Here is a 25,060-nt window from a genome sequence, read left to right as displayed (position 1 = left end):
AAGGGTTACCTAACTCACAATAGGTCCGGCGTCGCCTGTCTGCAATCCGGCGCGAACGACACCGGATACGGCTTTTCGGACAGCAGGCGTCAGGATGCGGCGTGCGGGTACGCACCGGGCGTCGTGCCCATCACCCGCCGGAACGCCTCGATGAAGGTGCTCGACTGCGCATAACCGAGCAGCTCCGACGTTGTCTGCACGTCGTGTCCCTCGGCCAGCAGCGAGAGCGCCAGGTGCACCCGGAGCGACTGCTTCCACTGCACGAACGACAGCCCGGTGGTGCTCCGGAAGGCACGGGTGATGGTGCGCTCGCTCACCCCGAGCGCGCGCGACCACTCCTCCAGTCCGCGCCCGTCCGCCGGGTCGGCGAGCAGCGCCTCGGCGATCGGGTCGATCCGGGGATCACCGGGGACCCGCAGCACCAGCGGGCGCTCCGACGTCTCCAGCACGTCGAAGACGACGGCTTCGGCGCGCGCGCGAGCACCCGCATCCAGGTCGGTGCGCTGCAGGTACTCCAGCAGGGATGCGAGCACAGGGCTCAGGACGATCGCGGTCGGCTCGTCGAACCGGACAGGCGTGCGCTCCGGCTCGAAGAACGCGTCGAAGAACTCGGAGCCGGCCGTGAGCCTGCCCGAGTGCACCTGCCCGGCCGGAAGCCACAGCGCGGCCCCCTCGGAGACCGTGAAGACGCGGTCGCCGACGCGCGTGGTCAGTGTCCCGCCCGTGATCCAGACCAGCTCGTGATACTCGTGCGCGTGCGGCTCCCACTCGAGCGGGGCCGTCACCCCCTCCGACTCGGCGAGGACGACCGGAGACCCCTCCCCGACCACCGGCATCCTCCCCGTCCTGCGCACCTCGGTGCTCGGCTCGCGCCGCCACGAGCCGGAGCCGCCAGCGGCGGGCGACGGAGACGGTCGGCGGGCCATGAGAGGAGCATACGGGCTACGAATCGACGCGGGACCGTCTGCGCAGCGCGACAGCGCGGACCAGGATCGGCACCACAGAGACCACGACGATGCCGATCAGGATCACGTCCAGGTAGGTCGACACGAAGTCGGCGACGCCGGGGATGTGCCCGAGTCCGTAGCCGAGCAGGATGACGGCCGTCGCCCAGACGGCGGCGCCGACGATGTTGAACACCGTGAACAGTCCCCACCGCATCCGGCCGACACCGGCCGCGACAGGGGCGAACGTGCGGACGACGGGCACGAAGCGAGCGATGGTGACCGCCGCGCCTCCGAAACGGTCGAAGAACCGCTGCGTCCTCTCCACGCTCGCCCGGCTGAAGAAGCCGGACTCCTTGCGCTCGAACACGCGCGGGCCTCCCCTGCGACCGATCGCGTAGCCGAGCTGGTCACCGAGGAACGCGGCGACGATCACGGCGACCACGACCAGCCAGAGCGGTTCGCCGATGTGGCCGGTGAGGGTCAGGACGCCGGTGAAGAACAACAGGGTGTCCCCCGGCAGGAAGAAGCCGACCAGCAGCCCCGTCTCCGCGAACACGATCGCGCAGACCCCGAGCAGCGCCCACGGTCCTGCTGCGTCGATGATCCCTTGCGGGTCGAGGAGACCGGAATGCACGATCATGGAGTCCTTTCTGGTGCGCCGCCGTCCCTGCCGGACAGCGGGCCTGTCCAGTCAAACCGGCGGCTCCCCAGAAAGGTCCAAGAGTGGCAGACGCGCCGGCGGCGGTCAGGCACCGGGCGCGAGCAGCCCCAGGTCGCGCAGGCTCTCCGCGGTCTGCACGATCGTCTCCACGGCGGGACGCGGCCGCCAGCCGAGCTCGCGCTTCGCACGCTCGTTGTGGATGGTGAGCGGTGTCGGCTCGTCGCCGGGAAGCTCCTCGGCCGGCACCCGGGAGGCGAGTGCGCCGAGTTCGGCGCGCAGCGTGTTCGCCACGTCGAGGAACGTCATGGTGGGGCCGTCCGCGAGCACCAGGTAGCGCTTCCCAGCGGCGTCCTGAGTCGTCATCGCGGCGATGTGCGCCGCAGCGACATCGCGAACGTCCGCGATCCCGAAGCGCTGCCGCGGCACCGCGGGAATGGTGCCGTCGAGCATTCTGGTGAAGAACTGCAGCGACGACCGGGCGGATGCGGTCAGGGTGGGACCGGCGATCCAGGTCGGGTTGATCACGACGAGCTCCAAGCCGCCGCCCTCCTGCTCAACGAAGTCCCACGCCGCGCGCTCGGCGACCGCCTTCGACAGCGGGTATGCGGGGAGCCCGGGGGTCGCAGGGTCTGTCCAGTCTGTCTCGTCGTACTCGCGCACCGGCTTCGGCGTGTACCCGACCGCCGCGAACGACGACGTGAGCACGACGCGGCGAGCGCCGGCGTCCCTGGCCGCCCTGAGCACGCGCAGCGATCCGTCGCGGGCGGGAACGACGACCTCGTTCTGGTCGGTCGACTGGATCATCGGCGACGCGACATGGTAGACGTCCGCGATCCCGGCCAGCGCCTCCGGCCAGCCGTCGTCGGCGGTGAGGGTGGCGACGGCGAACGACAGTCCGGCGTCGTCCGCTCCCGCCCGGCGGACGGCCTCGCGCACCTCGTCGGCTCGATCGAGCGTGCGGACCGTGGTGCGGACAGCGACACCGGATGCGAGGAGGTCGGCGATGAGGCGGGTCGCGAGGTAGCCGGTGCCTCCGGTGACCAGTGTGGAGGGCGTGGACGGGATGGATTCGGTGGTCATCGGAAGGTCTCCTCAAGTCGGGGAAGGATGGATTCGAGCTCGGCACGCGCGTCCGCCTCTGCGAGGGCGTCGCCGCGATCGCGGGCGTCCCAGAGCGCGGCTTTCACCCGCAGGTAGTCGAGGTGCACGCACAGCGTCGCGATCTGCTCGTCGACGCGCGCGGCGTGCCTGAGCAGGATGTCGCGCTGCTCGCCGGCCGCGGCGCGACCGATCAGCCTGTTCGCCTGGTACGTGCGCATGTCTTCGATGCCGACGCCCATCGCGCGCAGGCAGGCGAGCACCTGGGCGGCGTCGAGGTCGCCGTCGCCGTAGCGCCGGTGGCCACTGCGGCCGTCCCTGGCGATCGGGCCGAGGAGGCCGACGTCCTCGTAGTAGCGCAGAGTCGGCTCGCTGAGCCCGCTCTGCCTCGACACCTCCTGGATGGTCATCGTGGTCATGAAGACCATCAGAACAGACCTCAAGCGCTTGAAGTCAAGAACGGGAAAACTTTCGTCATTGATTAATAACTCTCTGAGTTTTATATTTACAACACCCGCCGTTACGGCGGGATCGTGGTCGCACAGATGAGACAGCACGTGGCGGCCTGACCGAGCCGTCGACCTGGGCGGCACAGCACACGACAAGGGGTTTCAATGAAGAAACATGTACTGAGGGCCGGGCTCGCCGTGACGGCGGCCGCCGCTCTGATCGCACTCGCAGGCTGCTCCGGCGGCGGCACGGAAGGGGCGTCCGCCACCGCGGACCCGAAGGCCAAAGTCACCATCACGGTCGGCGACGAGCCGACGGCGGACAAGAAGGCCGACAGGGAGAACTTCCTCAAGAAGGTCGACGACTTCCAGAAGCTCTACCCGAACATCACCGTCAAGCCGTCCACCGAGTACTGGCAGGCGCAGACCTTCCAGGCCAAGCTCGCCGGAGGCACCCTCCCCACCACGATGAACGTCTCGCTGACGTACAGCAAGCAGCTCATCGCCAACAAGCAGCTCCCGAACATGACGCCGTACCTCAAGCAGATCGGCCTGCTCGACAAGCTCAACCCGCTCGCCCTCGACAACGTGAAGGACGACAAGGGCGACGTGTACACCGTTCCGTACGGCCTGTTCTCCGTCGGCATCGCATACAACAGGGCGATCTTCCAGCAGGCCGGCCTCGACCCCGACAAGCCGCCGACCACCTGGGACGAGGTGCAGCAGTACGCCAAGACCATCGCCCAGAAGGTGCCGAACGTCGCTGGGTACGCGCAGCTCACCACCAACAACACCGGCGGCTGGATGCTCACCACCATGACGTACAGCATGGGCGGCACGGTCACGGACAGCTCTGGCAAGAAGACCACGATGGGCGCTCCCACCGAGAAGGCGCTGCAGCTCCTGCAGGACATGCGCTGGAAGGACAACTCGATGGGCAGCCAGTTCCTGTACAACCAGGACGACATCCGCAAGGCATTCGCCGCAGGCAAGATCGGCATGGTGCTGCAGGCCCCGGACGCGTACGACCAGGCCGTCCACAACTACGGGATGAAGCCGGCCGACTACGGCCAGGGCGCACTCCCGCAGGCGGACGGCGAGCACGGCACCCTCACCGGTGGCACGATCGCCATGTTCAACGCGAAGGCGTCGCCGAACGAGCTGCTCGCCGCATCCCGCTGGGTCGAGTTCATGAACTTCCAGAAGTATTTCGACCAGGACTTCGCCGTCGCCTCCGCGAAGGCGGACGCCGCATCCAACACCGCGGTGGGCACGCCTGGGCTCCCGCCCGTCAGCCAGTCGGTCTACGACACGTACCTCGGCTGGATCAAGGACGAGATCAACGTGCCGCGCGAGCAGTTCACGGGGTACATCGACTCCAAGCTGAAGCTCATCCCGGAGCCGGCGGACGCCCAGAACACCTACGCGACGCTCGACCCGCTGGTGCAGAAGGTCCTCACCGACCAGAACGCCGACATCAAGCAGCTCGTGACCCAGGCGTCGACCGCAATCGACAGGAACCTGGCCCAGCAGCGCTGAGCCAGGCCGGCGGCGGGGCGGACGAACACTTCGCCCCGCCGCCCCAACGAAAGCGAGCGACACCATGACACAGACTCTCGAACGACCCTCGACGGGCATCTCCCGTCCAGGGCGCCCTCCCCGGCGCAAGCGCCGGCTCAGCTTCACCGGCTGGTTCCGCTCCGGCGGCTTCGTGGCCGTGCTCTTCGCCGTCCCGATCGTGCTGACGTTCCTCTACTTCAGCTGGGGGCCCGTCGTCAGCGGCCTGGTGATGAGCTTCCAGCGCACGAACCTCGTGGCCGCGCCGGTCTGGGTCGGCCTGAACAACTTCGCGTTCGTGCTCACCGACCCCGAGCTCCCGCAGGCCGCGCTCAACACCGTCTACTACGCGGCGCTCGGCCTGATCCTCGGCTTCCCCGTGCCGATCATCCTTGCGGTGTTCATCAACGAGCTCCGCCGGGGAAGCTGGGCGTACAACCTGCTGGCGTACCTGCCGGCCGTCGTGCCGCCCGTCGCCGGCATCCTGCTCTGGAAGTTCTTCTACGATCCGTCCTCCGACGGCATCTTCAACTCCATCCTGAGCTGGGTCGGACTCGGGCCGTTCCCGTGGCTCAACTCGGAGGCGATGGCGATGCCGTCGCTCGTGCTCTACACGACCTGGGCGGGCGCCGGGGCGACGGCCATCATCTACCTGGCGGCCATCGGCGGGATCAACACCGAGCTGTACGAGGCAGCGGAGATCGACGGCTCAGGCATCTGGTCGCGGCTCTGGCACGTCACGCTCCCGCAGCTGCGCAACATCATCTTCATCATGATGCTGCTCCAGCTGATCGGCACGTTCCAGCTCTTCACGGAACCGTTCCTGTTCACGGGAGGCGGCCCGAACAACGCGACGCAGACCGTGATGCTGAAGATCTACAAGTACGCCTTCGTGAACGGCGACTACGGATCGGCGACCGCGTTGAGCGTGATCCTCGCGCTCTTCCTCTGCCTGCTCTCCGTCGTCTACTACTACGTCACCAGGAGGTGGAGCCCATCATGAGCGTCATCGGAACAGGGGTCATCGTCGACCCCATTGACGATCAGCAGCCGGCAGCCCGGCAACGGCGCCGCGGCCGCACCAAGGTGCGAGAGGAACGGGAGCGCGGCGCGATCTCGGCGACCGACCGCAAACGCCCTGTCGTCAAGGCCTGGATGTGGGTGCTCCAGATCGTCATGCTGGTCGGCCTGCTCTTCGCGGGGCTCGGGCCGCTCGCCTGGTCGGCGCGCGCGTCCGTCTCCACCAGCCAGGACATCCTGCGCGACCCGATGAGCATCTGGCTGAAGCCCTTCCAGTGGGGCAACATCGGCCAGGCGTGGGACGGCGCGCAGATCGGCTCGTCGCTCGGCAACACGGTCATCGTCGCGCTGGGCAGCACGGTGGCGACGCTGTTCGTCAGCACGACGGGCGCGTACCTGCTGAGCGCCCTTCGGCCGAAATGGGGACCGATCCTCTCCGGAGCCGTGCTCGCCACACTGTTCCTCCCCGGCGTGATCTCGCTCGTCCCGCTGTATCTGACCATCCTCAAGATGCCGGTCATCGGGGTGAACCTGCAGAACACGTTCTGGGGCGTCTGGCTCCCCGCCGGTGCGAGCGCCTTCAACGTGATCGTGCTCAAACGGTTCTTCGACTCCATCCCGCGCGAGCTGATCGAGGCTGCACGGATCGACGGGGCAGGCGCAGTCCGCGTGTTCACGACCCTGATCCTTCCGCTCTCCCGCCCGATCATCGGCGTCGTCGCACTGCTGACGATCGTGGCGTCGTGGAAGGACTACCTGTGGCCGATGCTCGTGCTGTCGTCCCCCAACCTGCAACCGGTGTCGGTGACGCTCGCGAACATGCCGAACGGCGCCATGCCGTTCTCGGTTCAGATGGCGGCCGTGTTCCTGACCATCATCATCCCCGTCATCCTGTTCGTGATCTTCCAGAAGCAGTTCCTGCGCGGGGTCAGCTCCGCCTCCGGGCTCAAGGGATGAGCGCGCTGGACGGGCGCCGCATCCTGATCACCGGTGCGGCGGGGAGGATCGGCCGAGTCGCCACGGCGCACCTGGCCGGCCTCGGCGCCGCGGTGACGGCGATGTCCCTCGACGGCGACGCGGTGGACGGCGCATCCCGCGTCGTCGCCGGAGACGCCCGCTCGCCGGAGGACGCCGCCGTCGCCCTCGACGGCGTGGATGCGGTGGTCCACCTGGCCGCTCTGGCGCACAGAGACATCGCCCCGGCATACGACGTGTACAGCACCAATGTCGTCTCGACCTTCGCCGTGCTCACGCAGGCGGCGGAGCGCGGCATCCGCAGGGCCGTGGTCGCGGGCAGCATCAACCGGTACGGCCTGCCGCAGGGCATCGACAGCGCCGCGCTGCCCGCCTACCTCCCGCTGGACACCGACATCCCCACCGACGTCTCCGACTGGTACTCCCTGTCGAAGCTGAACGACGAGAACACCTCCCGCATGGTGTGGCGCCGCTGGGGAATGGACGTGGTCACGCTGCGTCTCCCGCACACCAACACCGTGGACGTGCTGGAGAGGCTGTCGGCGGAGCTGACCGCAGACCCGCGGCCGAACCTCACGGAGGGCTGGTCGTATCTGGATGTGCGGGACGCGGCGGTCGCGATCGAGCGTGGACTGACCGCGAGGGTCAGCGGCGCGCACGCCTTCTACCTGGCCGCGCCGACCACGATCGTGCCGTACCGCACCGACGAGCTGCTCGACCGCTACGCCCCTGGGGTGCTGCGCACGCGGGCGTTCGCCGGGCGGGAGGTTCCGATCGACCTCACGGCGGCGGAGCGCACGATCGGCTTCCGCGCCGCCCACGAGCTCGACCTGCCCACCATCGACCTGCCCCCGCTCGCCCGTGCCTGACCACGAGACCCCGCCTGACCACCGATCCCCACCATCCCCTGGAGCCACTGTGACCGACACATTCGCCAACCCCTGGACACCTCGCGAGGACATCCGCATCACCTCGGTCCGCGCCATCACGACAGCCCCGGAGGGCACGGCCCTGGTCGTCGTGAAGGTGGAGACCAACGTGCCAGGGCTCTACGGCCTCGGCTGCGCGACCTTCACGCAGCGCTGGAAGGCGGTGGAGACGTTCGTCAACGAGCACGTCGCGCACCTGCTGATCGGCCGCTACCCCGGCGACATCGGCGACCTCACCCGGCTGATCGCGTTCACCGGGTACTGGCGCGGCGGGCCGGTCACCAACAACGCCATCTCCGGCATCGACCAGGCGCTCTGGGACATCGCGGGCAAGCGGGCGGGAATGCCGGTCTACGAGCTGCTCGGCGGCAAGGTGCGGGCCGCGGCGGACACCTACCTGCACGCGTCCGGCCGCACGATCGACGAGACCCTGGACGACGCGGAGCGCCTGATCGAGGAGGGCCAGCGGTTTGTGCGGCTGCAGCAGTCGACGCCGGGCGGCGGCGGCTACGGCGCGCCCCGCGTGCCCACCGAGTACCCGGATGCGCCGTACCGCGACGGGTGGAGCGCCCGCGACTATCTGCGCCGGACCCCTGCGCTGTTCGAGGCGGCACGCGACCGGCTTCCTGCCAACATCGAGCTTCTGCACGACGTGCACTCGCGGCTGACCCCGAAGGATGCAATCTGGCTGGCGCGCGCCCTCGAGCCGTACCGCCTGTTCTTCCTCGAGGACGTGCTCCCTCCCGAGCACTGGGACCGCCTTCCCGAGGTGCGCGCCGCCTCCCCGCTTCCGATCGCTGTCGGCGAGCTGACGACGTCGTTCACCGACGCTGCCCGGTTGATCAGCGGAGGAGGGGTGGACCTCATCCGGAGCCACGTCTCGGACATCGGCGGCCTCACCCCGGCGAAGAAGCTCGCCGACCTGGCCGAGGTGTTCGGCGTGCGGACGGCCTGGCACGGCCCCGGCGACACCTCGCCGATCGGCGCTGCCGCCAACGTGACGCTCGACGTCGTCTCTCCGGCGTTCGGAATCCAGGAAGGCCACGTCTACAACGAGGCCACGCACGACGTGTTCCCCGGTACGCTTCGAATCGTGGACGGATGGCTCACTCCCAACGACGCTCCGGGATGGGGCATCGACCTCGACGAGGTCGCTGCGGCGCGCTACCCGGCCGAACTGTCCGGCCACGACGCATGGGCCGCGGGCGTCCGCCGCCCGGACGGCGCCCTGGAGGCCCCGTGACCGACCTCCTCGACAGTCAGGCGGCGGCTGGTCGACCTCCGCAACGCACCCGCATCCAGCACGCGGGGGCCGGGCCGCGTCCCGGCGCCAACCAGTACGACCTCGGAACGTTCAACGAGGCCACGATCATCGAGACCATCCGCCAGGCCGGTTCGATCAGCCGCACGGAGATCTCCGAGCGCACCGGCCTCACCCAGCAGTCGGTGTCGCGCATCCTGCGCACCCTCATCGAGCGCGGGCTGCTGGCCGAGGGCGAGCAGTTGCGCAGCGAGAAGGTCGGGAAGCCGCGCACCCCGGTGCGGCTGCGCCCGGAAGCTGCCCACGCCGCGGGCGTGCTGGTGGACCCCGAGCGGCTGACCTGCGTGCTCGCCGAGCTCGACGGCACTGTGGTCGAGCGGCGCTCGGAGGACTTCGACGGGCAGGTGGCGCCCGAGGCCCTGGTCGAGATCATCGGAGGGCACGTCGAGGACATGCTCACCGCATCCGGCATCGACAGGAGCACGTTCCTCGGTCTCGGCGTCGCCACGCCAGGCCCGATCACCAACGGCGGAGACCTGCTCGAGCTTCCGCTCTCCCGCGCCTGGCGCAACGTGCCGCTGCGCCGGATGCTGGCCGAGCGGCTGCACTGCGGCGTGATCGTCCAGAAGGATGGGGAGGCTGCCGCCATCGGCGAGCGCTGGATCGGCCAGAACAGCCGCGCAGGCGACTTCGTGTACCTCTACTTCGGCACCGGCATCGGCTCCGGCCTCGTGCTGAACGGCGACATCTATCGCGGCACCAGTTCGAACGCCGGCGAGTTCGGCCAGCTCGCCGCCATCCAGATCGGCCAGCTCGACGACCTCGGACGGCCGACGCTGGTGCGCGAGTGCAACCCGACGACAGCGCTCCCCGAGATCGCCTTGGAGCTCGGATACTCCGGGCCTGCCAGGACATACGCGGAGATGTGCCGCGAGGTCGGCCGCGGCGTTCCGGAGGCGGTGGCCGCCGCGCACAGGGTGGCGGATGTCATCGCCCGCGGCGCCGTCGGCCTGATCGACCTCCTCGACCTGCCGATGATGGTGGTCGGCGGCCCGGCGTTCGAGCCAGAGCTCCGCGAGATCGTGCTGACGACGCTGGATGCGGCGGTCAACAGCATCCCGACCGCGCGAAGCGCCCGCCACGTCGCCGTCGAGCTCTCGGTGCTCGAAGAGGTGGCGGGGGCGATCGGTGCGGCGTCGTCGATCTTCCACGGCTCGTTCGCCCCGTCCGTGCGCTCGATGACCGGGCCGCGGCCGTGGTGACCGGCGAGACCTTCCGGACCCGTCAGGCCGCGCCGCGTGCGCTTCCTGTCGCGGACGGCCGCCTCACCATCCGCTCCTCCAGCACGCGCGCCGAGATCGGCGTCGCCGGCGCGGCAGTGCGCTCCCTGACGGACGCGGCGACGGAGACCGAGTATCTGCTGCGCACGCCGTGGGCGGACGAGGACTGGTCGGACGACCATCCATCGCCGTCCACGTCAGAGACCTGGCACCGGCGATACCCTGGCGGCTGGCACACGCTCCTCCCGCACGCCGGTGAGGACAGAGCGGTCGGCGGCGTCTCGCACCCGTTCCACGGCGAAGCCGCCTGGCGGCGCTGGCGCGTCGAGGCCGTCGACGAGAGCTCGTGCACGCTCGGCGTCCTGCTGCGCACTGTCCCGCTCTCGGTGACGCGCACGTTCGCGCTCGACGGCGGCACGTTGACGGTGCAGCAGACGGTGACCAACGTCTCCCGGTCGCCGGTGGGCATCACCTGGACGGAGCATCCGGTGCTCGGCGAGATCTTCGTCTCCTCAGCGACCACCGTCGACCTCGACGGCCGCCGCCTCGACCTCGTGTTCCCGGACGACGGCTCGACCGGAGCGGGCTTCCGCACGGAGCCGTCAGGCTCCACCGGCTCGGCCGTGGTCCGCAACCCGGAGACGGGCGCGTTCGCCATCCTCGACTGGGACAGCGACCTCTTCCCGTTCGCGCACATCTGGCAGGAGCACGGCACGGAGCACTACCCGTGGTGGGGCGCCGTCTCCGGCTTCGCCATCGAACCGGCGACGCGCGAGTACTGGCCGGCAGGGGATGCGCTCGGCCCGCTGATCGTGGCTGCAGACGCCGAGGTGTCCACGCGGTTCACGCTGCAGGTGGGGCTGGGCGGCTAGCGCGACCCTGGCTCCCCCGGTGCAGCACCGCGCGGCGCCGTGTCGTGACCGACGGCGAGTGAACGCCAGACCGGATGTGGCACCATGAGCCCCATGACCCAGACCAGTGACGCAACCGCGTACGACTCGATCGCCGAAGGATACGCGGAGCTCAACGAGACCAGTCTTCTGAACGAGTACTACAACCGGCCGGCCCTGATCGAGCTGGCAGGCGATGTCACGGGCAGAAGGATCCTCGACGCCGGGTGCGGCTCTGGGCCGATCCTCTCCGACCTGCGCGACAGGGGCGCCGTCGTCACCGGGTTCGACTCGAGTGCAGGGATGCTGGAGCAGGCCAGGCGACGGCTCGGCGCTGACGCCGATCTGCTGGTGGCAGACCTGGCGCATCCGCTTCCGTTCGCTGACGACGCGTTCGACGATGTCGTCGTCTCGCAAGCGCTGCACTACCTCGAGGACTGGAGGCCGACGCTCGCGGAGTTCCACCGTGTGCTCCGGCCGGGCGGCCGTCTCCTGGTCTCGGAGGAGCACCCGGCTGCCGTCTTCCTCAGCGATCGTCTCTCGGGCGGCGCATCCGAGTATTTCGGCACGCGGGCGCGCACGGAGGAATGGACGATGGGCGGCGGGAGCGCGCAGCTCACGTTCTGGGATCGGCCGCTGCACGCGATGGTCGACGCCTTCGCCTCCGCCGGTTTCCGCATCGAGACGATCAGCGAGCCTGCGCCCTCCGCTGCCGCGTACGAGCGGTTTCCCGCCGAGTTCGAGAACCGCGCGAGCGGACGGTTCCTGGCGTTCCTGTTCTTCGTCCTGATCGCGTCCTGACGGCCGGCACCACGATGGCGCGGCCGACGCGCGATCGTGGCTCGCCGCCGACGAGACGTATGATGCTCAGGTCACCTCGGACCCCGGTGCATCACCAATCGGGGAGCCATGAAACTGATCACAACCAGGACCGGCACGTTCCTGACCGGCAGCGAGATCGCCGATGCGGTGATGCAGAACGCGCTTCTGCTGTGCAGGAACCGTCGCACGGCCGCCGTCGAGATCCCGGTCGTCACCGCCGAAGGGAACATCGAACGGGCGGCCATCCTTCTCGGTGCGACGACCGAGATATCGGCGCGCACGGTGCCGTTCGCGGCCACCGAGCTCACCGACCAGCCGACACTCGTGGAGCTCAACGCTCAGGCGGCGCTCATCGGCGTCATCCGCGCGCTGCCCTTCCGGCACGACGAGCACGAACCGCTCAGCTACCTGGACCCGTGGGACGACTAGAAGCGCACTGACGGCTCGACGGCGTCACGGACGGACGGCGCCTCAGTCGTTCACGCCCCTTGCCGTCCGGGGAATTCGGGCGGAGACTCCGCGGCATGACAGACCACGAATTCCGCCCAAGCACCGCGATCGTCACGGGCTCCGACTCCGGCATCGGACGAGCGACGGCCGTCGCCCTCGCCGAGGCGGGCCTCGATGTCGGAATCACCTGGCACTCGGACGAGGACGGCGCGGAGGAGACCGCCAGGCTGGTCAGGCAGCGCGACCGCCGCGCGGTCGTCACCAGGCTCGACACCACGGACGCGCCGGCGTGCGGCGACGTGATCGACCGCCTGGCCGACGACCTCGGAGGCTGCGACGTCTTCGTGAACAACGCGGGCGTCAACGGGGGACCGGCCTTCTTCGACACGGACTGGGACACCTGGCGCACGACCGTGGCGGCCGACCTGGACGGCCCGTTCGTGTGCATCCAGCGTGTGGCCCGTCGCATGGTCGCTGCGGGCAGAGGCGGGCGGATCATCGCCGTCACGAGCGTGCACGAGCACCAGCCGCGCGTCGGCTCCGCAGCGTACGACGCGGCCAAGCACGGCCTCGGCGGTCTGATCAAGACGCTCGCCCTCGAACTCGGCGAGTACGGCATCACCTGTAATTCGGTGGCGCCCGGGGAGATCTCCACCCCGATGAACGACGCGACGGACGAGGACCCGCACGACGTGCACCGTCCCGGCATCCCGCTCGGCCGCCCAGGCGACGCGCGCGAAGTGGCCGCGGTGATCGCGTTCCTCGCCTCCGCGCACGCCTCGTACGTCACCGGCGCTTCCTGGACGGTCGACGGCGGGATGCTGCAGATGGGGCCGCAGGCAGGCTCGCACCTCACCAGCGACGACTGGCGGAGGGCCTGAGGGAGCGACTCGCTCAGACCGCTTGGTCGCTTGCTGCGTCCTGGATGAAGACCAGTCCGTTGCCGAACGGATCGTCGAAGAAGAACATCGGAGTGCCGCCACCCAGGGTGATCGGCGCGTCGTTGTGAAGGGTCACGCCCTCCTTCTTGACACGCTCGAACGCCGCCGCAGCGTCCGCAGTCCCGAGGCGCAGCGCGACGGGGATCTCGCTGTCGGCCGGGAGGAGCACGATGCCCACCGAGGAGCCGGGTGGCACCACCTCGATCATCCGTGCGCCAGGCCACGGCTCGCCGTCGTAGCGCACCTCGCAGCCGAGCACGTCTCGGTAGAACGCCAGAGCCTGGTCTTGGTCTGGAACCGTCACTGTCACGCTGAGCACCCGCGTCGTCGTCGCCATACGGACAGACTCCTACCAACGGCCATCGAGCGCACCCCTTCTGACCGGTCCGGCCGCACGGCCCGACCGGTCAGGATGCGTCACGAGAGGTAGCGACCCAGCGCATCAAGCAGACCCCGTGTCCCGGTCTCGCGGCCCACTCCATCCGCCCAGAACTGGTCGAAGAACACCCCGTGCTCGGCGTGGGTGAAGCGCGTGCCGTCCGTGATCGGCTCGAACTCCAGTGACGCGACGGACGTCGACATGTGGACTCCGTCGAGCCACATGTCGTACGTCGTGACGATGCGCACGTGCTCGACGATGTCCGTGTACGTCGCCTCGTACCGCGACAGCGGCCCGTCGTGGAACTGGCCCTCTGCGATGTCGCGGCCGCCGACACGGAAGTCGTACGCCCACTCGCGGGCCTCCATGCTGTCGCCTGCGCCCCACCAGCTGAGCTTCTGGGATTCGTCGGCGAAGGCGTCCCAGACCCGCTCGACGGATGCCGGGTAGTCGCGGGTCAGGGTGAACTCGGCTCTGGCGAGGCGCCGTTCGATCGTCATGCTCTTCTCCTAGCGCGCGAAGCGGACGTGGATCGTGCCGCTCTCCGCCACTTCCGCCGTCACGGTGTGGGTGCGGTCGAGCTCTGGCAGGCCATCCCAGAATCGCGTCCCCCTGCCGAGGACGATCGGTGCGACCATCAGGTGCAGGTCGTCGACCAGCCCCGCGCGCAGGAACTCGCGCGCCGTGCCGATTCCTCCGCCCACCCGCACATCCCGCCCACCGGATGCGGCGGTCGCCTCCGCGAGGACATCCTCGATCGCGGCGTCACGGAAGTGGAAGGTCGTTCCTCCCTCCATCGGGATCGCCGGGCGGGGCGCCGTGTGGGTGAGCACGTAGACGGGAGTGCCGAACGGAGGCCGGTCCCCCCACCATCCCTTCCAGTCCTGGTCGTCAGGGAACGTGTGCAGGCCGAACATCCCCGCGCCCATGATCTCGGCGCCGATGCCCTCGAAGAACGCGGAGGCGTATCGATCGTCGACGCCGCTCGTCCCCGTCCCGGACGTGTCGCCGAAGACCTTCTCACGGAACGTGCGGGTCGCAGAGTACGCCGCCGTCAGGCGGCCCCAATCGGGGCCCATCGGAGCATCGGGGGTCGGGTCTGCTGTGGTGTAGCCATCCAGCGAGACGAACAGGTCGACGCGAACGCGGGTCATTTCAGATCTCCTTCGAGGTGGTGCGGGCCAAATGGATGCCGAGGCGGTCGGCTTGGTGCTCTGCTGGTGTCCGTTGCTCGCCGAGCCACACGTGCACGATGTCGAGTGCGCCAGGTCGCAGACTCACGGTCCGCACACGTCCGTGCTTCACCGACGTGACCAGCCCAGCGCTCTCCAGAACGCCCAGGTGTTGCATGAACGACGGCAGCGCCATCGGAAACGGCTCGGCCAGTTCCGAGACGACGGCCGGCGATGTCACCAGCCGTTCCACGATGGCCCGGCGCGTGGGGTCCGCGATGGCGCGGAGCACGGCGTCGAGCTCGTCGTAATACTTAGGCACATGCCTAATTATCGAGCCCGAGGGCGGCGCTGTCAACGGTGACGTCCGCTCGCGGCAGGGCGTCGTTCACTGACGCCTTCCCGTGTTCGCGCCGATCAGCGCGCGCGAACGCCGCTCTAGCGCCGCCCGACCGGATTACCTCACAATGTCTGACATGGCAGAGGTGATGCTGGCGGTCATGCCGTTCGCCGGCCACGTCGCGCCCATGCGGGCGGTTGCGCGGGCGTTCACTGCGGCAGGGCACCGGGTGCGCGTGTATACGGGGTCAGCACACGCCGACGCGTTCCGCGCCGACGGGGCGGAACCCGTGCTGTGGGAGAGGGCGCCGGACTTCGATGAGAACGATCTGCCCGCGACCTTCCCGCGGCTGCGCGGCCGGAAGGGCCCCCGCCAGATGATGGTGAACGTCGAGGACCTGTTCGTCCGGACGGGGTCAGCGCAGTGCGCAGACCTGACTGCCGCCTTCGACGCGCGGCCCTGGGATGTCCTCGTCGCCGACGGTCTTTCCCTCGGCGCACATCTGGCCGCCGAACGGACCGGCACTCCGAGGGTCACGGTCTCGGTCGTCCCCCTCGCGACGCCGTCTCCTGGTGCCCCGCCGCCCGGCCTGGGCCTGCAACCGGCGACGTCGGTGCTCGGCCGCCTGCGGGACCGCGCACTCTGGGCGGCGCTCTCGGCCGTATCCCGCCCGATTCAGCGCGCGTACCACGAGCAACGCGCCATCGCCGGCCTTCCGCCGACCGCACTCACCTTCCAGGAGGCGCTGTACTCACGCGATCTGGTGTGCGCCAGCGGCGTCGAGCAACTGGAGTACCCCCGCCCTCAGTGGCCGGGGCGGATCGTCTGGGTCGGCGAACTCACGGACCATGCCGGCAGCGGCATCCAGGAGCCCGCGTGGTGGCCGGAATCGCTCGCGGACCCGCGTCCGGTGGCGCATGTGACCCAAGGCACCCAGAATGTGGATCCTGCCGACCTCATCCGGCCGACGTTCGCAGCCCTCGGACGTCAACGGGTGCAGCTCGCCGTCGCGACGGGAGTGCGCGGGAACAGCGAGTTGCCGTTCCCTGCGCCGCCGAACGCCCGCGTCGCAGACCTGCTTCCGTACGATCAGCTGCTGCCCCGCATCGACGTGATGGTCACCAACGGCGGGTGGGGCGGCGTGCTGGCGGCGCTGCACCACGGTGTGCCTCTGGTGGTCGCGGGCGGAGACCTGGACAAGCCGGAAGTCGCAGCTCGCGTCGCCTGGGCAGGCGCCGGGGTGAATCTGCGCACGGGAACGCCGTCTCCTCGCGCGATCCTGCGCGCATGGCGGAGGGTCTCCGGCAGCCCCGCCTACCGGACGGCCGCCCAACGCATCGGCGAGGCCCTCCGCCAGCATGACGGCCCCCGTGAAGTGGTCGAGCACACGGAGGCCCTCCTCGCGGAAGGCATCGAACGGTAGTCGAACGCTCGATATCGGAAAAGCGAAAACCCCCGCATCCCCTATAAGACAGGGACAACGGGGGTTTCACGTGGCGGTACCGGTGGGATTTGAACCCACGGTGGGCTTTCACCCACACAACTTTTCGAGAGTTGCACCTTCGGCCGCTCGGACACGGTACCGCGGACTATCGTACGCGAAACCCCCCGCCGACCGCCAATCGACAGGGAGCGCCCAGCCCATCAGCGGGCAGCAACCAGCTCGCCCTGGATGCGCGCGAGTATTGTGCTGGGAATGGGGACGAAGAGTCGTGTCGCTGTCGGTGCCGGGATCTCCACGGTCGCGGTCGGTCTTCTCGCGTGGGCGCGGGTCCGCAAGGCGCAGAACGCGCTCGAGGCGAACCGCATCCGGCTGAACGAGACGTTGCCCGTGCACTCCAAATGGTGGCGGGATGCGGCCAAAACCGAGGGCGAGCTGCTGTACGTCGCGATCGGCGACAGTGCAGCGCAGGGCATCGGCGCCTCCGCACCGCGCAACAGCTATGTCGGCGTGATCGCCGACCACATCACGGCTGCGACGGGGCGGTCGGTCCGGATGGTCAACCTGAGCGTCTCCGGCGCCACCGTCGCGCTCGCGGTCGCCGACCAGCTGCCGCGGTTCGCCGATCTGCAGCCGGACGTCGTCACGGTCGCGATCGGCGCCAACGATATCGCCGACTTCGATCCGGCCCGCTTCGAGGAGGGCATCCGCACGGTCTTCTCGGCGCTCCCCGACGACGCCATCGTCGCCGATCTCCCCTGCTTCTACCTCCCGTGGAACGAGAAGAAGGTCGCCGTCGGCAACGCCATCCTCCGCCGGGTCGCCGCCGAACGAGCGCTCACTGTCGTCCCGTTGCACGACACCATGAAGCGGCAGGGCCTTCGCGGCATCGTCACGCAGTTCGCCGAGGACCTCTTCCACCCCAACGACCGCGGATACCGGGTGTGGGCGTCCGCGTTCCTCCCCGCGGTCACCGCGCACGTTGTGCGGAGGTTCCCCCGCCGCCCTGTCGCCGTCACCACGGACGGCGCGGCGCAGCAGCACCCGGATGCGCAGGCGAGCTGATGAGCGACAGAGGGCGCACCAGGGTGATCGAGCGCGCAGGCCCGTGGGGATTCGTATTCCTCGTCGCGTACGTCGGCGCCGCGATCTACTTCGTCTCCGCGTCCGACGGCTCGTTCTGGGCCGTCATCCTCGGCCTGCTGCAGGCCATCGTGTGGCCCGCATACGTCGTCTACCACGTCCTCGTGCTGCTCCACGCCTGAGGCCCGGCGCCTGACTCCTGGCGCCTGACTTCGGATGCGCGCGTCGCCTCCCGCACGTCTCGTGCCGAACGTGCGGTTCGACACCCGCGCACCCCACGTTTCGCACGAGCCCTCGCGCCCTCCGGATGCACGAGTCGTGCGGAATGTGCGGTCCGGGACGCATCCACCGCACGTTTCGCACGAGCCGCGGCGCGCGGCCGCGCGGGCCGGCGCGCGTCAGCGTCGCGTCGTACCCGGCGCCAGGTGCGACAGCACCCTGTCCCACGCGGGGATCACCGCGAGGTGGCCGACACCAGGAATCATCTCGACCCGCGCATCCGGGATCGCCTTCTGGTACCAGCTCGCGTGGGCGTTGCCGGAGAGCGCATCCGCCTGCCCGTTGACGATGAGCGTCTTCGCCGCGACGTCGGCCACGTCGAAGCCCCACGGTCGCGCCGTGTAGCTGAGGATGTCCGCGGCCACCCCCACAGGCCCCTGCCGGAACGCGTCCTTCAGCATCCGGCCGAGCCTGTCGTGCGCGCCAGGAAGCGCGAGCACCGCGTCGTCGACCGCAGAAGCGCCGAGGAGGTCGAGCGGCACGTCCCCCACCTCGTCTGCGCTGTTGACGGCGTCGGCCTGCGGTTGCAGCATCTCGCTGAGCTGGGCGAGCGCCGCATCCGGAGCCAGGGTCGCCAGGTGGTCGGACATCGCCTGAAGCTGCGGGTCGATCCACGGGACGGCCTCGTTCGGCGCGGGCGTCCCGATGATCGCGACGCGGTCGGCGAGCTCGGGGTGGCGCGCGGCGAAAGCGAGTGCGATGCGTCCTCCCGCCGACCAGCCCGCGATGCCGATCGAGTCCGGGCGGTTGATCCCTGCGCTCGCCTCGTCGCGGTTCATCGACCGCAGATACTCCGCGATGTCGTCGGCGGCCTGCGTGATGCTCGGCCAGGTGCCGGCCGGGAGCGGGTCGCTCGAACCGTATCCCGGGCGGTCGAACGCGAGGATGTGCACGTTCCTGTTGCTGGATGCGTCTGGGTCGGGGTCGAACACCGATGAGCCGGGGGCCGCGTGACAGAACACCACGACCCTCTCCGCCGCTGAGTCGCCAAAGCCGGTCACGCCGAGCTTGCGGCCGGACGCGAGTGTGAAGGTCAGATTCGCCATGTCGCCCATTGAACCCCTCACAACCGACACGAGCCAGGAGTTGTGCACAGTCCGCGCGATCCTCCCGCGGATGACGGTGGTCCCCCGTAGTGTGAATCCCGGATCGAGGAGGTCGCGTGGCGAAGGCACAGCTCAACTACCGCTGCACGGAGTGCGGCTGGACGACGGCCAAGTGGGCCGGGCGTTGCGGCGAGTGCCAGGAGTGGGGAACGGTCACGGAGGCTGCCGCGCCGACCGGCGTCCTCCGCGCGCTCAAGCCGGTGTCGATCGGCGCCGACCGTGCGGCCAGGTCCATCACCGACATCGAGACGGCCTCCGTCAGCCACTGGCCGAGCGGAATCGCGGAGTTCGACCGCGTGCTGGGCGGCGGCATCGTGCCTGGGGCGGCCATCCTGCTGAGCGGTGAGCCGGGTGTCGGCAAGTCCACCCTGCTGCTGGAGGTGGCATCGCGCGCCGCGCGCGCCAAGTCCAGAGTGCTCTACGTGAGCGCGGAGGAGTCGGTCAGCCAGGTCAGGATGCGCGCGGAACGCACCGGCGCCATGCACGACCATCTCTTCCTCGCCTCGGAGACCGACCTCGCCACCATCGTCGGCCAGATCGACGCGGTCGACCCGCAGCTGGTCATCGTCGACTCGGTGCAGACCGTGTCCAGCAGCAACGGAGAGGGCCTGGCCGGCGGCCCGAGCCAGGTGCGCGAGGTGGCGAGCACCCTCATCCGCGTCGCCAAAGACCGCAACCTGCCGGTGCTGCTCGTCGGCCACGTCACCAAAGACGGCTCGATCGCCGGTCCCCGCCTCCTCGAACACCTGGTGGATGTGGTCTGCCAGTTCGAGGGCGACCGCCAGACCGCGCTCCGCTTCGTCCGCGCGCTCAAGAACCGCTTCGGCCCCACGGACGAGGTGGGCTGCTTCGAGATGTCCGGCGACGGCATCGTGGAGGTGGCCGACCCGAGCGGGCTGTTCCTCAGCCGCACGACCACGCCCGTGTCCGGAACCTGCGTCACGGTCGCGATGGAGGGGCGCCGCCCGCTCCCGGTCGAGGTTCAGGCGCTCGTCGTCGCCTCGACGGCCCCCAACCCGCGCAGGGTCACGAACGGCGTCGACTCGTCCAGGGTCGCGATGCTGCTCGCCGTGCTCGAACGCCGCGCCGGCATCCGGCTCGGCGACAAGGACGTCTACGTCTCCACGGTCGGCGGGGTGCGACTCACCGAACCGGGAGCCGACCTCGCCATCGCCCTGGCCATCGCGTCCGCCGCCAACGAGAAGGCCATCCCGAACACGCTCGCGGCGTTCGGAGAGATCAGCCTGGCGGGCGAGATCCGCCCGGTCGCCAGCGGCAAGCAGCGCGCGGCGGAAGCCACCCGCCTCGGCTTCGTCACCCGCGTGGATGCGCGAAGCGAGAGCATCCGCGAAGCCCTCCGTGTCGCCTTCACGGCAGCGGTCTCCGACCGCGAGCGGGAGCTCGACGCCGCGTTCTGACCAGCGCGCCGCTCGGCCCAGCACGCCTCCATCCACAGCCCTGGTCCCCACAACGCGAGGTGGGCACCGCTCAGTTCAGGATGAACTGCTTCGACTCGGCCGACTCGATGCCGGACACGGAGGTGGTCAGGTGGTACGACGCTCCCCCGGCCGGCACCTGATCGCGCGTCTGCTGGCAGGTGGAGGGATCGGAGCGGGTGCGGTCCCACTCGATGGGCGTCTGCGACGACACCGTCTTGCCCGGTTGCAGCAGGACTTCCGCGTCCACCTTGTCCGACTGGCAGTCCGTGGACTTCCAGTACGTCTCCGAGCCGCTCGTGATCGTGAACACCTGCTGGGCCGTGCCGGCGTCGATCTTGCAGGCGACCGTCCCGGTATTCGTGATCGAGACCGTCAGCTTCGGAAGCTGACCTGCTGCGTACGTGTCAGCGTCGGTGTTCGCCGCCACCTTCACGTTCGCCGGCTTGCAGGCCTGGCCACTGGCCGTCGTGCTCTCCGTCGGGATGCTCGTGGCGCCGTTGCCCGACGTGGCGGGCTTCGACGTGGTGGCCGCCGGGGCGGGCGCGCCCTCCGACGATCCCGGCCGCACGACGATCAGCACGATGACCACGATCACGGCGATGACGCCGAGGGCGAGGAGGAGCCGGCGTCGCCAATAGACGTTGCTCGGCTGGGGGCCGACAGGGTGCTTGAACGTCGACATGCCTGCAGAATAGCGGCGGCTGCGGCGAATGCCGCGGCAACGCGCTAGAGCTGCTTCAACATACGAGTATTTCCCAAGGTGTTGGGCTTCACCCTCGCCAGATCGAGGAACTCGGCGACACCTTCGTCGTGCGAGCGGACCAGTTCCGCGTACACCTCGGGGTCCACCGTCTCCGTGCCCATGTCCTCGAAACCGTTGCGCTCGAAGAAAGCGACCTCGAACGTCAGGCAGAACAACCGGCTCAGCCCCAGCTCGCGGGCGTCGTCCTCCAGCCGGCCGAGCAGCGCGCGGCCGATGCCTTTGCCCAGCCACGCGTCGGAGACCGCCAGCGTGCGCACCTCGGCCAGGTCCCGCCACATCACGTGCAGCGCCCCGCAGCCGATCAGCTCGCCGTCCGGCGTCTCGGCGACGCGGAACTCCTGCAGCGACTCGTAGAACACCACCGCGTCCTTGCCGAGCAGGATTCGTCGCTGCACCAGCGGCTCCACGAGCTCCTGGATGCGCACCACGTCACTGGTGCGCGCCCGGCGGATGACGAACCCGGCGCTGTCTGAACCACTCACCCGCCCAAGCCTAGCGATCATCGACCAGGTGGATGCGCATCCCCCGGCTCCCCGCACAGCACCCGGCCGCAACGCCCCCGCACACACGAAAGCGGGGCCGCCACAGTGGCGGCCCCGCTTCCGGGATACTCAGTCCCCCTCAGGGATGGACGACGGCGTCAGTCGGACGACGCTGCCAGGTCCGGCGTCGCCGGGCCGGTGCCGATCGCGGCCGCGGCGTTGACACCCGCCCCGATCGGCTCCTTGCGGGACTCCGTGGTGAACACGAACTCGCCGTCCTTGAAGTCGACGTGCACGTGGTCGCCGGCGTTGAGCTCGCCGTGGAGGATGCGCTCGCTGAGCCTGTCCTCGATCTCGTGCTGCACGGCGCGGCGCAGCGGACGGGCTCCGAGGGTGGGGTCGAAGCCGACCTCGATCAGGCGCTCCTTGGCGGCCTGCTCCAGCGTGATCGTCATATCGCGGTCGAGCAGCCTGTCGGAGAGACGCTTGATGAACAGGTCGACGATCTGCAGCAGTTCCGGCTTGGACAGCTGCGGGAACACGATGATCTCGTCCACGCGGTTCAGGAACTCCGGCTTGAAGTTCTTCTTCAGCTCCTCGTAGACCTTGCCGCGCATCCGGTCGTAGCCGGTGGTCGGGTCGCCCTCGATCTGGAAGCCGACGGGGCCTCCGGAGATGTCCTTCGTGCCGAGGTTGGTCGTCATGATGATGACCGTGTTCTTGAAGTCGACGACGCGGCCCTGGCCATCCGTCAGACGTCCCTCCTCCAGAATCTGGAGCAGCGAGTTGAAGATGTCCGGGTGCGCCTTCTCGATCTCGTCGAACAGCACGACGCTGAACGGCTTGCGGCGGACCTTCTCGGTGAGCTGGCCGCCCTCTTCGAAGCCGACGAATCCGGGAGGAGCACCGAACAGCCTGGAGACCGTGTGCTTCTCGCCGTACTCCGACATGTCGAGGGAGATCATCGCCGACTCGTCGTCGAACAGGAACTCGGCGAGCGCCTTGGCCAGCTCGGTCTTTCCGACGCCGGTGGGGCCGGCGAAGATGAACGAGCCGGACGGACGCTTCGGGTCCTTGAGGCCTGCGCGGGTGCGGCGGATGGTCTTGGAGAGCGCCGCGATGGCCTCCTCCTGACCGATGACGCGCTGGTGCAGTGCCTTCTCCATGAAGACGAGTCGAGCCGACTCCTCCTCGGTGAGCTTGAACACCGGGATGCCCGTGGCCTGAGCCAGGACCTCGGCGATGAGTCCCTCATCCACCTCGGCCGTGGTCTTCACGTCGCCGGAGCGCCACTGCTTCTCGAGCCGCAGACGCTCGCCGAGGAGGTTCTTCTCCTCGTCGCGCAGGGAGGCGGCCTTCTCGAAGTCCTGGTCCTCGATCGCTGCTTCCTTCTGGGAGCGGACCGCGGCGATCTTGTCGTCGAACTCGCGCAGCTCCGGCGGGGCGGACAGGATCGACAGGCGCAGGCGGGCGCCGGCCTCGTCGATCAGGTCGATGGCCTTGTCGGGCAGGAAGCGGTCCTGGATGTACCGGTCTGCGAGATTCGCGGCGGAGACGATCGCGCCATCGGTGATCGACACCTTGTGGTGCGCCTCGTAGCGGTCGCGCAGCCCCTTCAGGATGTTGATCGTGTGCGGCAGCGACGGCTCGTTCACCTGGATGGGCTGGAAGCGGCGCTCGAGGGCCGCATCCTTCTCGAAGTGCTTGCGGTACTCGTCGAGCGTGGTGGCGCCGATGGTCTGCAGTTCGCCGCGGGCGAGCAGCGGCTTCAGGATCGACGCGGCGTCGATGGCGCCCTCTGCTGCTCCGGCACCCACCAGGGTGTGGATCTCGTCGATGAACGTGATGATGTCGCCGCGGGTGCGGATCTCCTTGGTGACCTTCTTGAGGCGCTCCTCGAAGTCACCGCGGTAGCGGGAGCCTGCGATGAGAGAGCCGAGGTCGAGCGTGTACAGCTGCTTGTCCTTCAGCGTCTCAGGAACGTCGCCACGGACGATCGCCTGGGCGAGGCCCTCGACGACGGCCGTCTTTCCGACGCCCGGCTCACCGATCAGCACGGGGTTGTTCTTGGAGCGGCGCGACAGGATCTGCATGACGCGCTCGATCTCCTTCTCGCGTCCGATCACCGGGTCGAGCTTGTTGTCGCGCGCCGCCTGGGTGAGGTTGCGGCCGAACTGATCGAGGATCTGGCTTCCGGCCTGCGCGGTCGCCTGATCGTTGCCCCCGACCTGGACCTGCTCCTTGCCCTGGTAGCCGCTGAGCAGCTGGATGACCTGCTGGCGCACGCGGTTGAGGTCGGCGCCGAGCTTCACCAGCACCTGGGCTGCGACACCCTCGCCCTCGCGGATGAGGCCGAGCAGGATGTGCTCCGTGCCGATGTAGTTGTGGCCGAGCTGCAGCGCCTCGCGCAGGGACAGCTCGAGCACCTTCTTGGCACGGGGCGTGAACGGGATGTGCCCTGTCGGCTGCTGCTGGCCCTGGCCGATGATGTCCTGGACCTGCTCGCGAACGGCATCAAGAGAGATGCCGAGCGACTCGAGCGCCTTGGCGGCGACACCCTCACCCTCGTGGATCAGGCCGAGCAGGATGTGCTCCGTCCCGATGTAGTTGTGGTTGAGCATCTTGGCCTCTTCTTGGGCCAAGACGACGACGCGGCGGGCTCTGTCGGTAAATCTCTCGAACATGTCTACTCCTCAGACGCCGTTGCAGGGTTGGCGTCGATACAAAGAGAGTAACCACCGGGAGGGCCCCGCATAGCCCCTGTTCGCCGTGGGCGTGACGGCGATTCCGCCGACTGTTCCGGATGCGCGGCCTCAGCCGCGCAGACCGGGCAACGTGAGCGTCGTGTCCGGAAGGGTGATGCTCACGTCGGAGCTCGTCGTCACTCCGGACGGCGTGTCGAAGATCGTGGTGTGCGGCACGTAGTCGCGGGTGCAGATGCCGCCTGGGGCAGGTGCGAGGGTGGCCTTGAGCTGGTTGCTCGCGGTGACGGAGACCGACGCGACCTTCGGGGGGCAGCTCGAGCTGCCGTAGAGCACCATCGCGAACTGGTCGCCGCTCTTCATCCACACGGCCCAGGCCGCCCCGCCCGCGCTGCTCGCCGGCGCATCGACGCCCTTCGGCTCCCCGGCGTAGTCGTCTACCGGCTTGGAGGACGCCGACGTGCATCCGGTCAGCGCGAGACCGGCCAGGAGGAGGCCGACAGCAGTCACGGATGCGCGGGTCGCCGCGAGAGTTCGATGCACGCATTCATTCTAGGAAGTCCGGGGTCGTTCCTCCCTGAGCGCGTTCTAGGA

At 69.1% G+C, this 25,060-nt stretch carries 27 protein-coding genes and 1 tRNA gene; 14 read left to right on the top strand and 14 right to left on the bottom strand.

Translation table 11 applies throughout. From position 1 onward, the window contains the following. Positions 1-89: 89 nt before the first annotated feature. The 4 genes from ACIRCZ_RS15645 to ACIRCZ_RS15630 form a co-directional block, all read right to left on the bottom strand. A complete protein-coding gene (locus ACIRCZ_RS15645; RefSeq protein WP_402854650.1) occupies positions 90-926 on the bottom strand; it encodes an AraC family transcriptional regulator in 837 nt (278 codons plus the stop codon). Positions 927-942: 16 nt separating this feature from the next. Continuing rightward, positions 943-1,587, bottom strand: a complete 645-nt coding sequence (locus tag ACIRCZ_RS15640; protein ID WP_082581617.1) for a DedA family protein — start codon at positions 1,585-1,587, stop codon at positions 943-945. A gap of 105 nt (positions 1,588-1,692) precedes the next feature. Then, entirely contained in the window at positions 1,693-2,688 is a 996-nt protein-coding gene (locus tag ACIRCZ_RS15635; protein WP_402854648.1) for an NAD-dependent epimerase/dehydratase family protein, read from the bottom strand. Next, positions 2,685-3,125, bottom strand: coding sequence for a MerR family transcriptional regulator (locus ACIRCZ_RS15630; RefSeq protein ID WP_402854646.1), 441 nt, complete (start codon positions 3,123-3,125; stop codon positions 2,685-2,687). Before ACIRCZ_RS15630 ends, ACIRCZ_RS15635 begins: the two co-directional genes overlap by 4 nt. A gap of 195 nt (positions 3,126-3,320) precedes the next feature. Here ACIRCZ_RS15630 and ACIRCZ_RS15625 point away from each other — a divergent pair, with 195 nt between their 5' ends. From ACIRCZ_RS15625 to ACIRCZ_RS15580, 10 genes are all read left to right on the top strand, one after another. Further along, complete coding sequence (locus tag ACIRCZ_RS15625) at positions 3,321-4,694, top strand: extracellular solute-binding protein (protein ID WP_055899242.1); 1,374 nt, start codon at positions 3,321-3,323, stop codon at positions 4,692-4,694. 64 nt (positions 4,695-4,758) lie between these two features. Further along, positions 4,759-5,715: a carbohydrate ABC transporter permease gene (locus ACIRCZ_RS15620; protein ID WP_402854644.1), complete on the top strand. Its 957-nt coding sequence runs from the start codon at positions 4,759-4,761 to the stop codon at positions 5,713-5,715. Next, a complete protein-coding gene (locus ACIRCZ_RS15615) occupies positions 5,712-6,689 on the top strand; it encodes a carbohydrate ABC transporter permease (protein ID WP_082581616.1) in 978 nt (325 codons plus the stop codon). Before ACIRCZ_RS15620 ends, ACIRCZ_RS15615 begins: the two co-directional genes overlap by 4 nt. After that, positions 6,686-7,576, top strand: coding sequence for an NAD(P)-dependent oxidoreductase (locus ACIRCZ_RS15610; protein ID WP_055899236.1), 891 nt, complete (start codon positions 6,686-6,688; stop codon positions 7,574-7,576). Before ACIRCZ_RS15615 ends, ACIRCZ_RS15610 begins: the two co-directional genes overlap by 4 nt. 49 nt (positions 7,577-7,625) lie before the next feature. Further along, positions 7,626-8,879 carry an enolase C-terminal domain-like protein gene (locus ACIRCZ_RS15605; RefSeq protein ID WP_402854641.1) on the top strand — a complete coding sequence of 418 codons (1,254 nt, stop codon included), beginning with the start codon at positions 7,626-7,628 and terminating at the stop codon, positions 8,877-8,879. Further along, the gene (locus tag ACIRCZ_RS15600; protein ID WP_402854639.1) at positions 8,876-10,159 is read left to right on the top strand and encodes an ROK family transcriptional regulator; all 1,284 of its coding nucleotides are present in this window, start codon (positions 8,876-8,878) and stop codon (positions 10,157-10,159) included. Before ACIRCZ_RS15605 ends, ACIRCZ_RS15600 begins: the two co-directional genes overlap by 4 nt. Further along, positions 10,156-11,049: a hypothetical protein gene (locus tag ACIRCZ_RS15595; protein WP_402854637.1), complete on the top strand. Its 894-nt coding sequence runs from the start codon at positions 10,156-10,158 to the stop codon at positions 11,047-11,049. Before ACIRCZ_RS15600 ends, ACIRCZ_RS15595 begins: the two co-directional genes overlap by 4 nt. A 93-nt stretch (positions 11,050-11,142) precedes the next feature. After that, complete coding sequence (locus tag ACIRCZ_RS15590; RefSeq protein ID WP_402854635.1) at positions 11,143-11,868, top strand: class I SAM-dependent methyltransferase; 726 nt, start codon at positions 11,143-11,145, stop codon at positions 11,866-11,868. 108 nt (positions 11,869-11,976) lie between these two features. Further along, a complete protein-coding gene (locus ACIRCZ_RS15585; RefSeq protein WP_402854633.1) occupies positions 11,977-12,318 on the top strand; it encodes a hypothetical protein in 342 nt (113 codons plus the stop codon). 95 nt (positions 12,319-12,413) lie between these two features. Then, positions 12,414-13,220: an SDR family oxidoreductase gene (locus ACIRCZ_RS15580; protein ID WP_055899220.1), complete on the top strand. Its 807-nt coding sequence runs from the start codon at positions 12,414-12,416 to the stop codon at positions 13,218-13,220. A gap of 13 nt (positions 13,221-13,233) precedes the next feature. Here ACIRCZ_RS15580 and ACIRCZ_RS15575 read toward each other — a convergent pair whose 3' ends face one another. The 4 genes from ACIRCZ_RS15575 to ACIRCZ_RS15560 form a co-directional block, all read right to left on the bottom strand. After that, positions 13,234-13,617, bottom strand: a complete 384-nt coding sequence (locus ACIRCZ_RS15575; protein WP_402854630.1) for a VOC family protein — start codon at positions 13,615-13,617, stop codon at positions 13,234-13,236. Between the two features lie 80 nt (positions 13,618-13,697). Then, entirely contained in the window at positions 13,698-14,159 is a 462-nt protein-coding gene (locus ACIRCZ_RS15570) for an SRPBCC domain-containing protein (protein WP_402854628.1), read from the bottom strand. 9 nt (positions 14,160-14,168) lie between these two features. Next, the gene (locus tag ACIRCZ_RS15565) at positions 14,169-14,813 is read right to left on the bottom strand and encodes a dihydrofolate reductase family protein (RefSeq protein WP_402854626.1); all 645 of its coding nucleotides are present in this window, start codon (positions 14,811-14,813) and stop codon (positions 14,169-14,171) included. Between the two features lies 1 nt (position 14,814). Beyond that, complete coding sequence (locus ACIRCZ_RS15560) at positions 14,815-15,153, bottom strand: ArsR/SmtB family transcription factor (protein ID WP_402854624.1); 339 nt, start codon at positions 15,151-15,153, stop codon at positions 14,815-14,817. Positions 15,154-15,307: 154 nt separating this feature from the next. Here ACIRCZ_RS15560 and ACIRCZ_RS15555 point away from each other — a divergent pair, with 154 nt between their 5' ends. Then, complete coding sequence (locus ACIRCZ_RS15555) at positions 15,308-16,594, top strand: glycosyltransferase (protein ID WP_402854622.1); 1,287 nt, start codon at positions 15,308-15,310, stop codon at positions 16,592-16,594. Between the two features lie 71 nt (positions 16,595-16,665). Here the strand turns inward: ACIRCZ_RS15555 and ACIRCZ_RS15550 are convergent. Next, positions 16,666-16,755: transfer RNA gene (locus ACIRCZ_RS15550), tRNA-Ser, on the bottom strand. 112 nt (positions 16,756-16,867) lie between these two features. Here ACIRCZ_RS15550 and ACIRCZ_RS15545 point away from each other — a divergent pair. Next, complete coding sequence (locus ACIRCZ_RS15545; RefSeq protein ID WP_402854620.1) at positions 16,868-17,677, top strand: SGNH/GDSL hydrolase family protein; 810 nt, start codon at positions 16,868-16,870, stop codon at positions 17,675-17,677. Beyond that, complete coding sequence (locus ACIRCZ_RS15540) at positions 17,677-17,877, top strand: hypothetical protein (RefSeq protein ID WP_402854618.1); 201 nt, start codon at positions 17,677-17,679, stop codon at positions 17,875-17,877. Before ACIRCZ_RS15545 ends, ACIRCZ_RS15540 begins: the two co-directional genes overlap by 1 nt. 216 nt (positions 17,878-18,093) lie before the next feature. Here the strand turns inward: ACIRCZ_RS15540 and ACIRCZ_RS15535 are convergent, their stop codons facing one another. Then, entirely contained in the window at positions 18,094-19,020 is a 927-nt protein-coding gene (locus ACIRCZ_RS15535) for an alpha/beta fold hydrolase (protein WP_402854616.1), read from the bottom strand. Positions 19,021-19,136: 116 nt separating this feature from the next. Here ACIRCZ_RS15535 and radA point away from each other — a divergent pair, with 116 nt between their 5' ends. Continuing rightward, positions 19,137-20,498, top strand: a complete 1,362-nt coding sequence (gene radA, locus ACIRCZ_RS15530; RefSeq protein WP_402854614.1) for a DNA repair protein RadA — start codon at positions 19,137-19,139, stop codon at positions 20,496-20,498. A 70-nt stretch (positions 20,499-20,568) separates the two neighbouring features. Here the strand turns inward: radA and ACIRCZ_RS15525 are convergent, their stop codons facing one another. From ACIRCZ_RS15525 to ACIRCZ_RS15510, 4 genes are all read right to left on the bottom strand, one after another. After that, complete coding sequence (locus tag ACIRCZ_RS15525; protein WP_055899197.1) at positions 20,569-21,201, bottom strand: hypothetical protein; 633 nt, start codon at positions 21,199-21,201, stop codon at positions 20,569-20,571. 44 nt (positions 21,202-21,245) lie between these two features. Next, positions 21,246-21,785 carry an amino-acid N-acetyltransferase gene (locus tag ACIRCZ_RS15520; RefSeq protein ID WP_402854612.1) on the bottom strand — a complete coding sequence of 180 codons (540 nt, stop codon included), beginning with the start codon at positions 21,783-21,785 and terminating at the stop codon, positions 21,246-21,248. A 137-nt stretch (positions 21,786-21,922) separates the two neighbouring features. Beyond that, positions 21,923-24,448 carry an ATP-dependent Clp protease ATP-binding subunit gene (locus ACIRCZ_RS15515; RefSeq protein WP_055899190.1) on the bottom strand — a complete coding sequence of 842 codons (2,526 nt, stop codon included), beginning with the start codon at positions 24,446-24,448 and terminating at the stop codon, positions 21,923-21,925. A 129-nt stretch (positions 24,449-24,577) separates the two neighbouring features. Continuing rightward, positions 24,578-25,009, bottom strand: coding sequence for a hypothetical protein (locus ACIRCZ_RS15510; RefSeq protein WP_402854610.1), 432 nt, complete (start codon positions 25,007-25,009; stop codon positions 24,578-24,580). Positions 25,010-25,060 lie beyond the last annotated feature (51 nt).

It is taken from the genome of Leifsonia sp. NPDC102414 (assembly GCF_044765685.1).
Classification (GTDB): Bacteria; Actinomycetota; Actinomycetes; order Actinomycetales; family Microbacteriaceae; genus Leifsonia.
The sequence above is the reverse complement of the archived record's forward strand: the minus strand, read 5'-3'. Positions and strand labels throughout refer to the sequence as shown.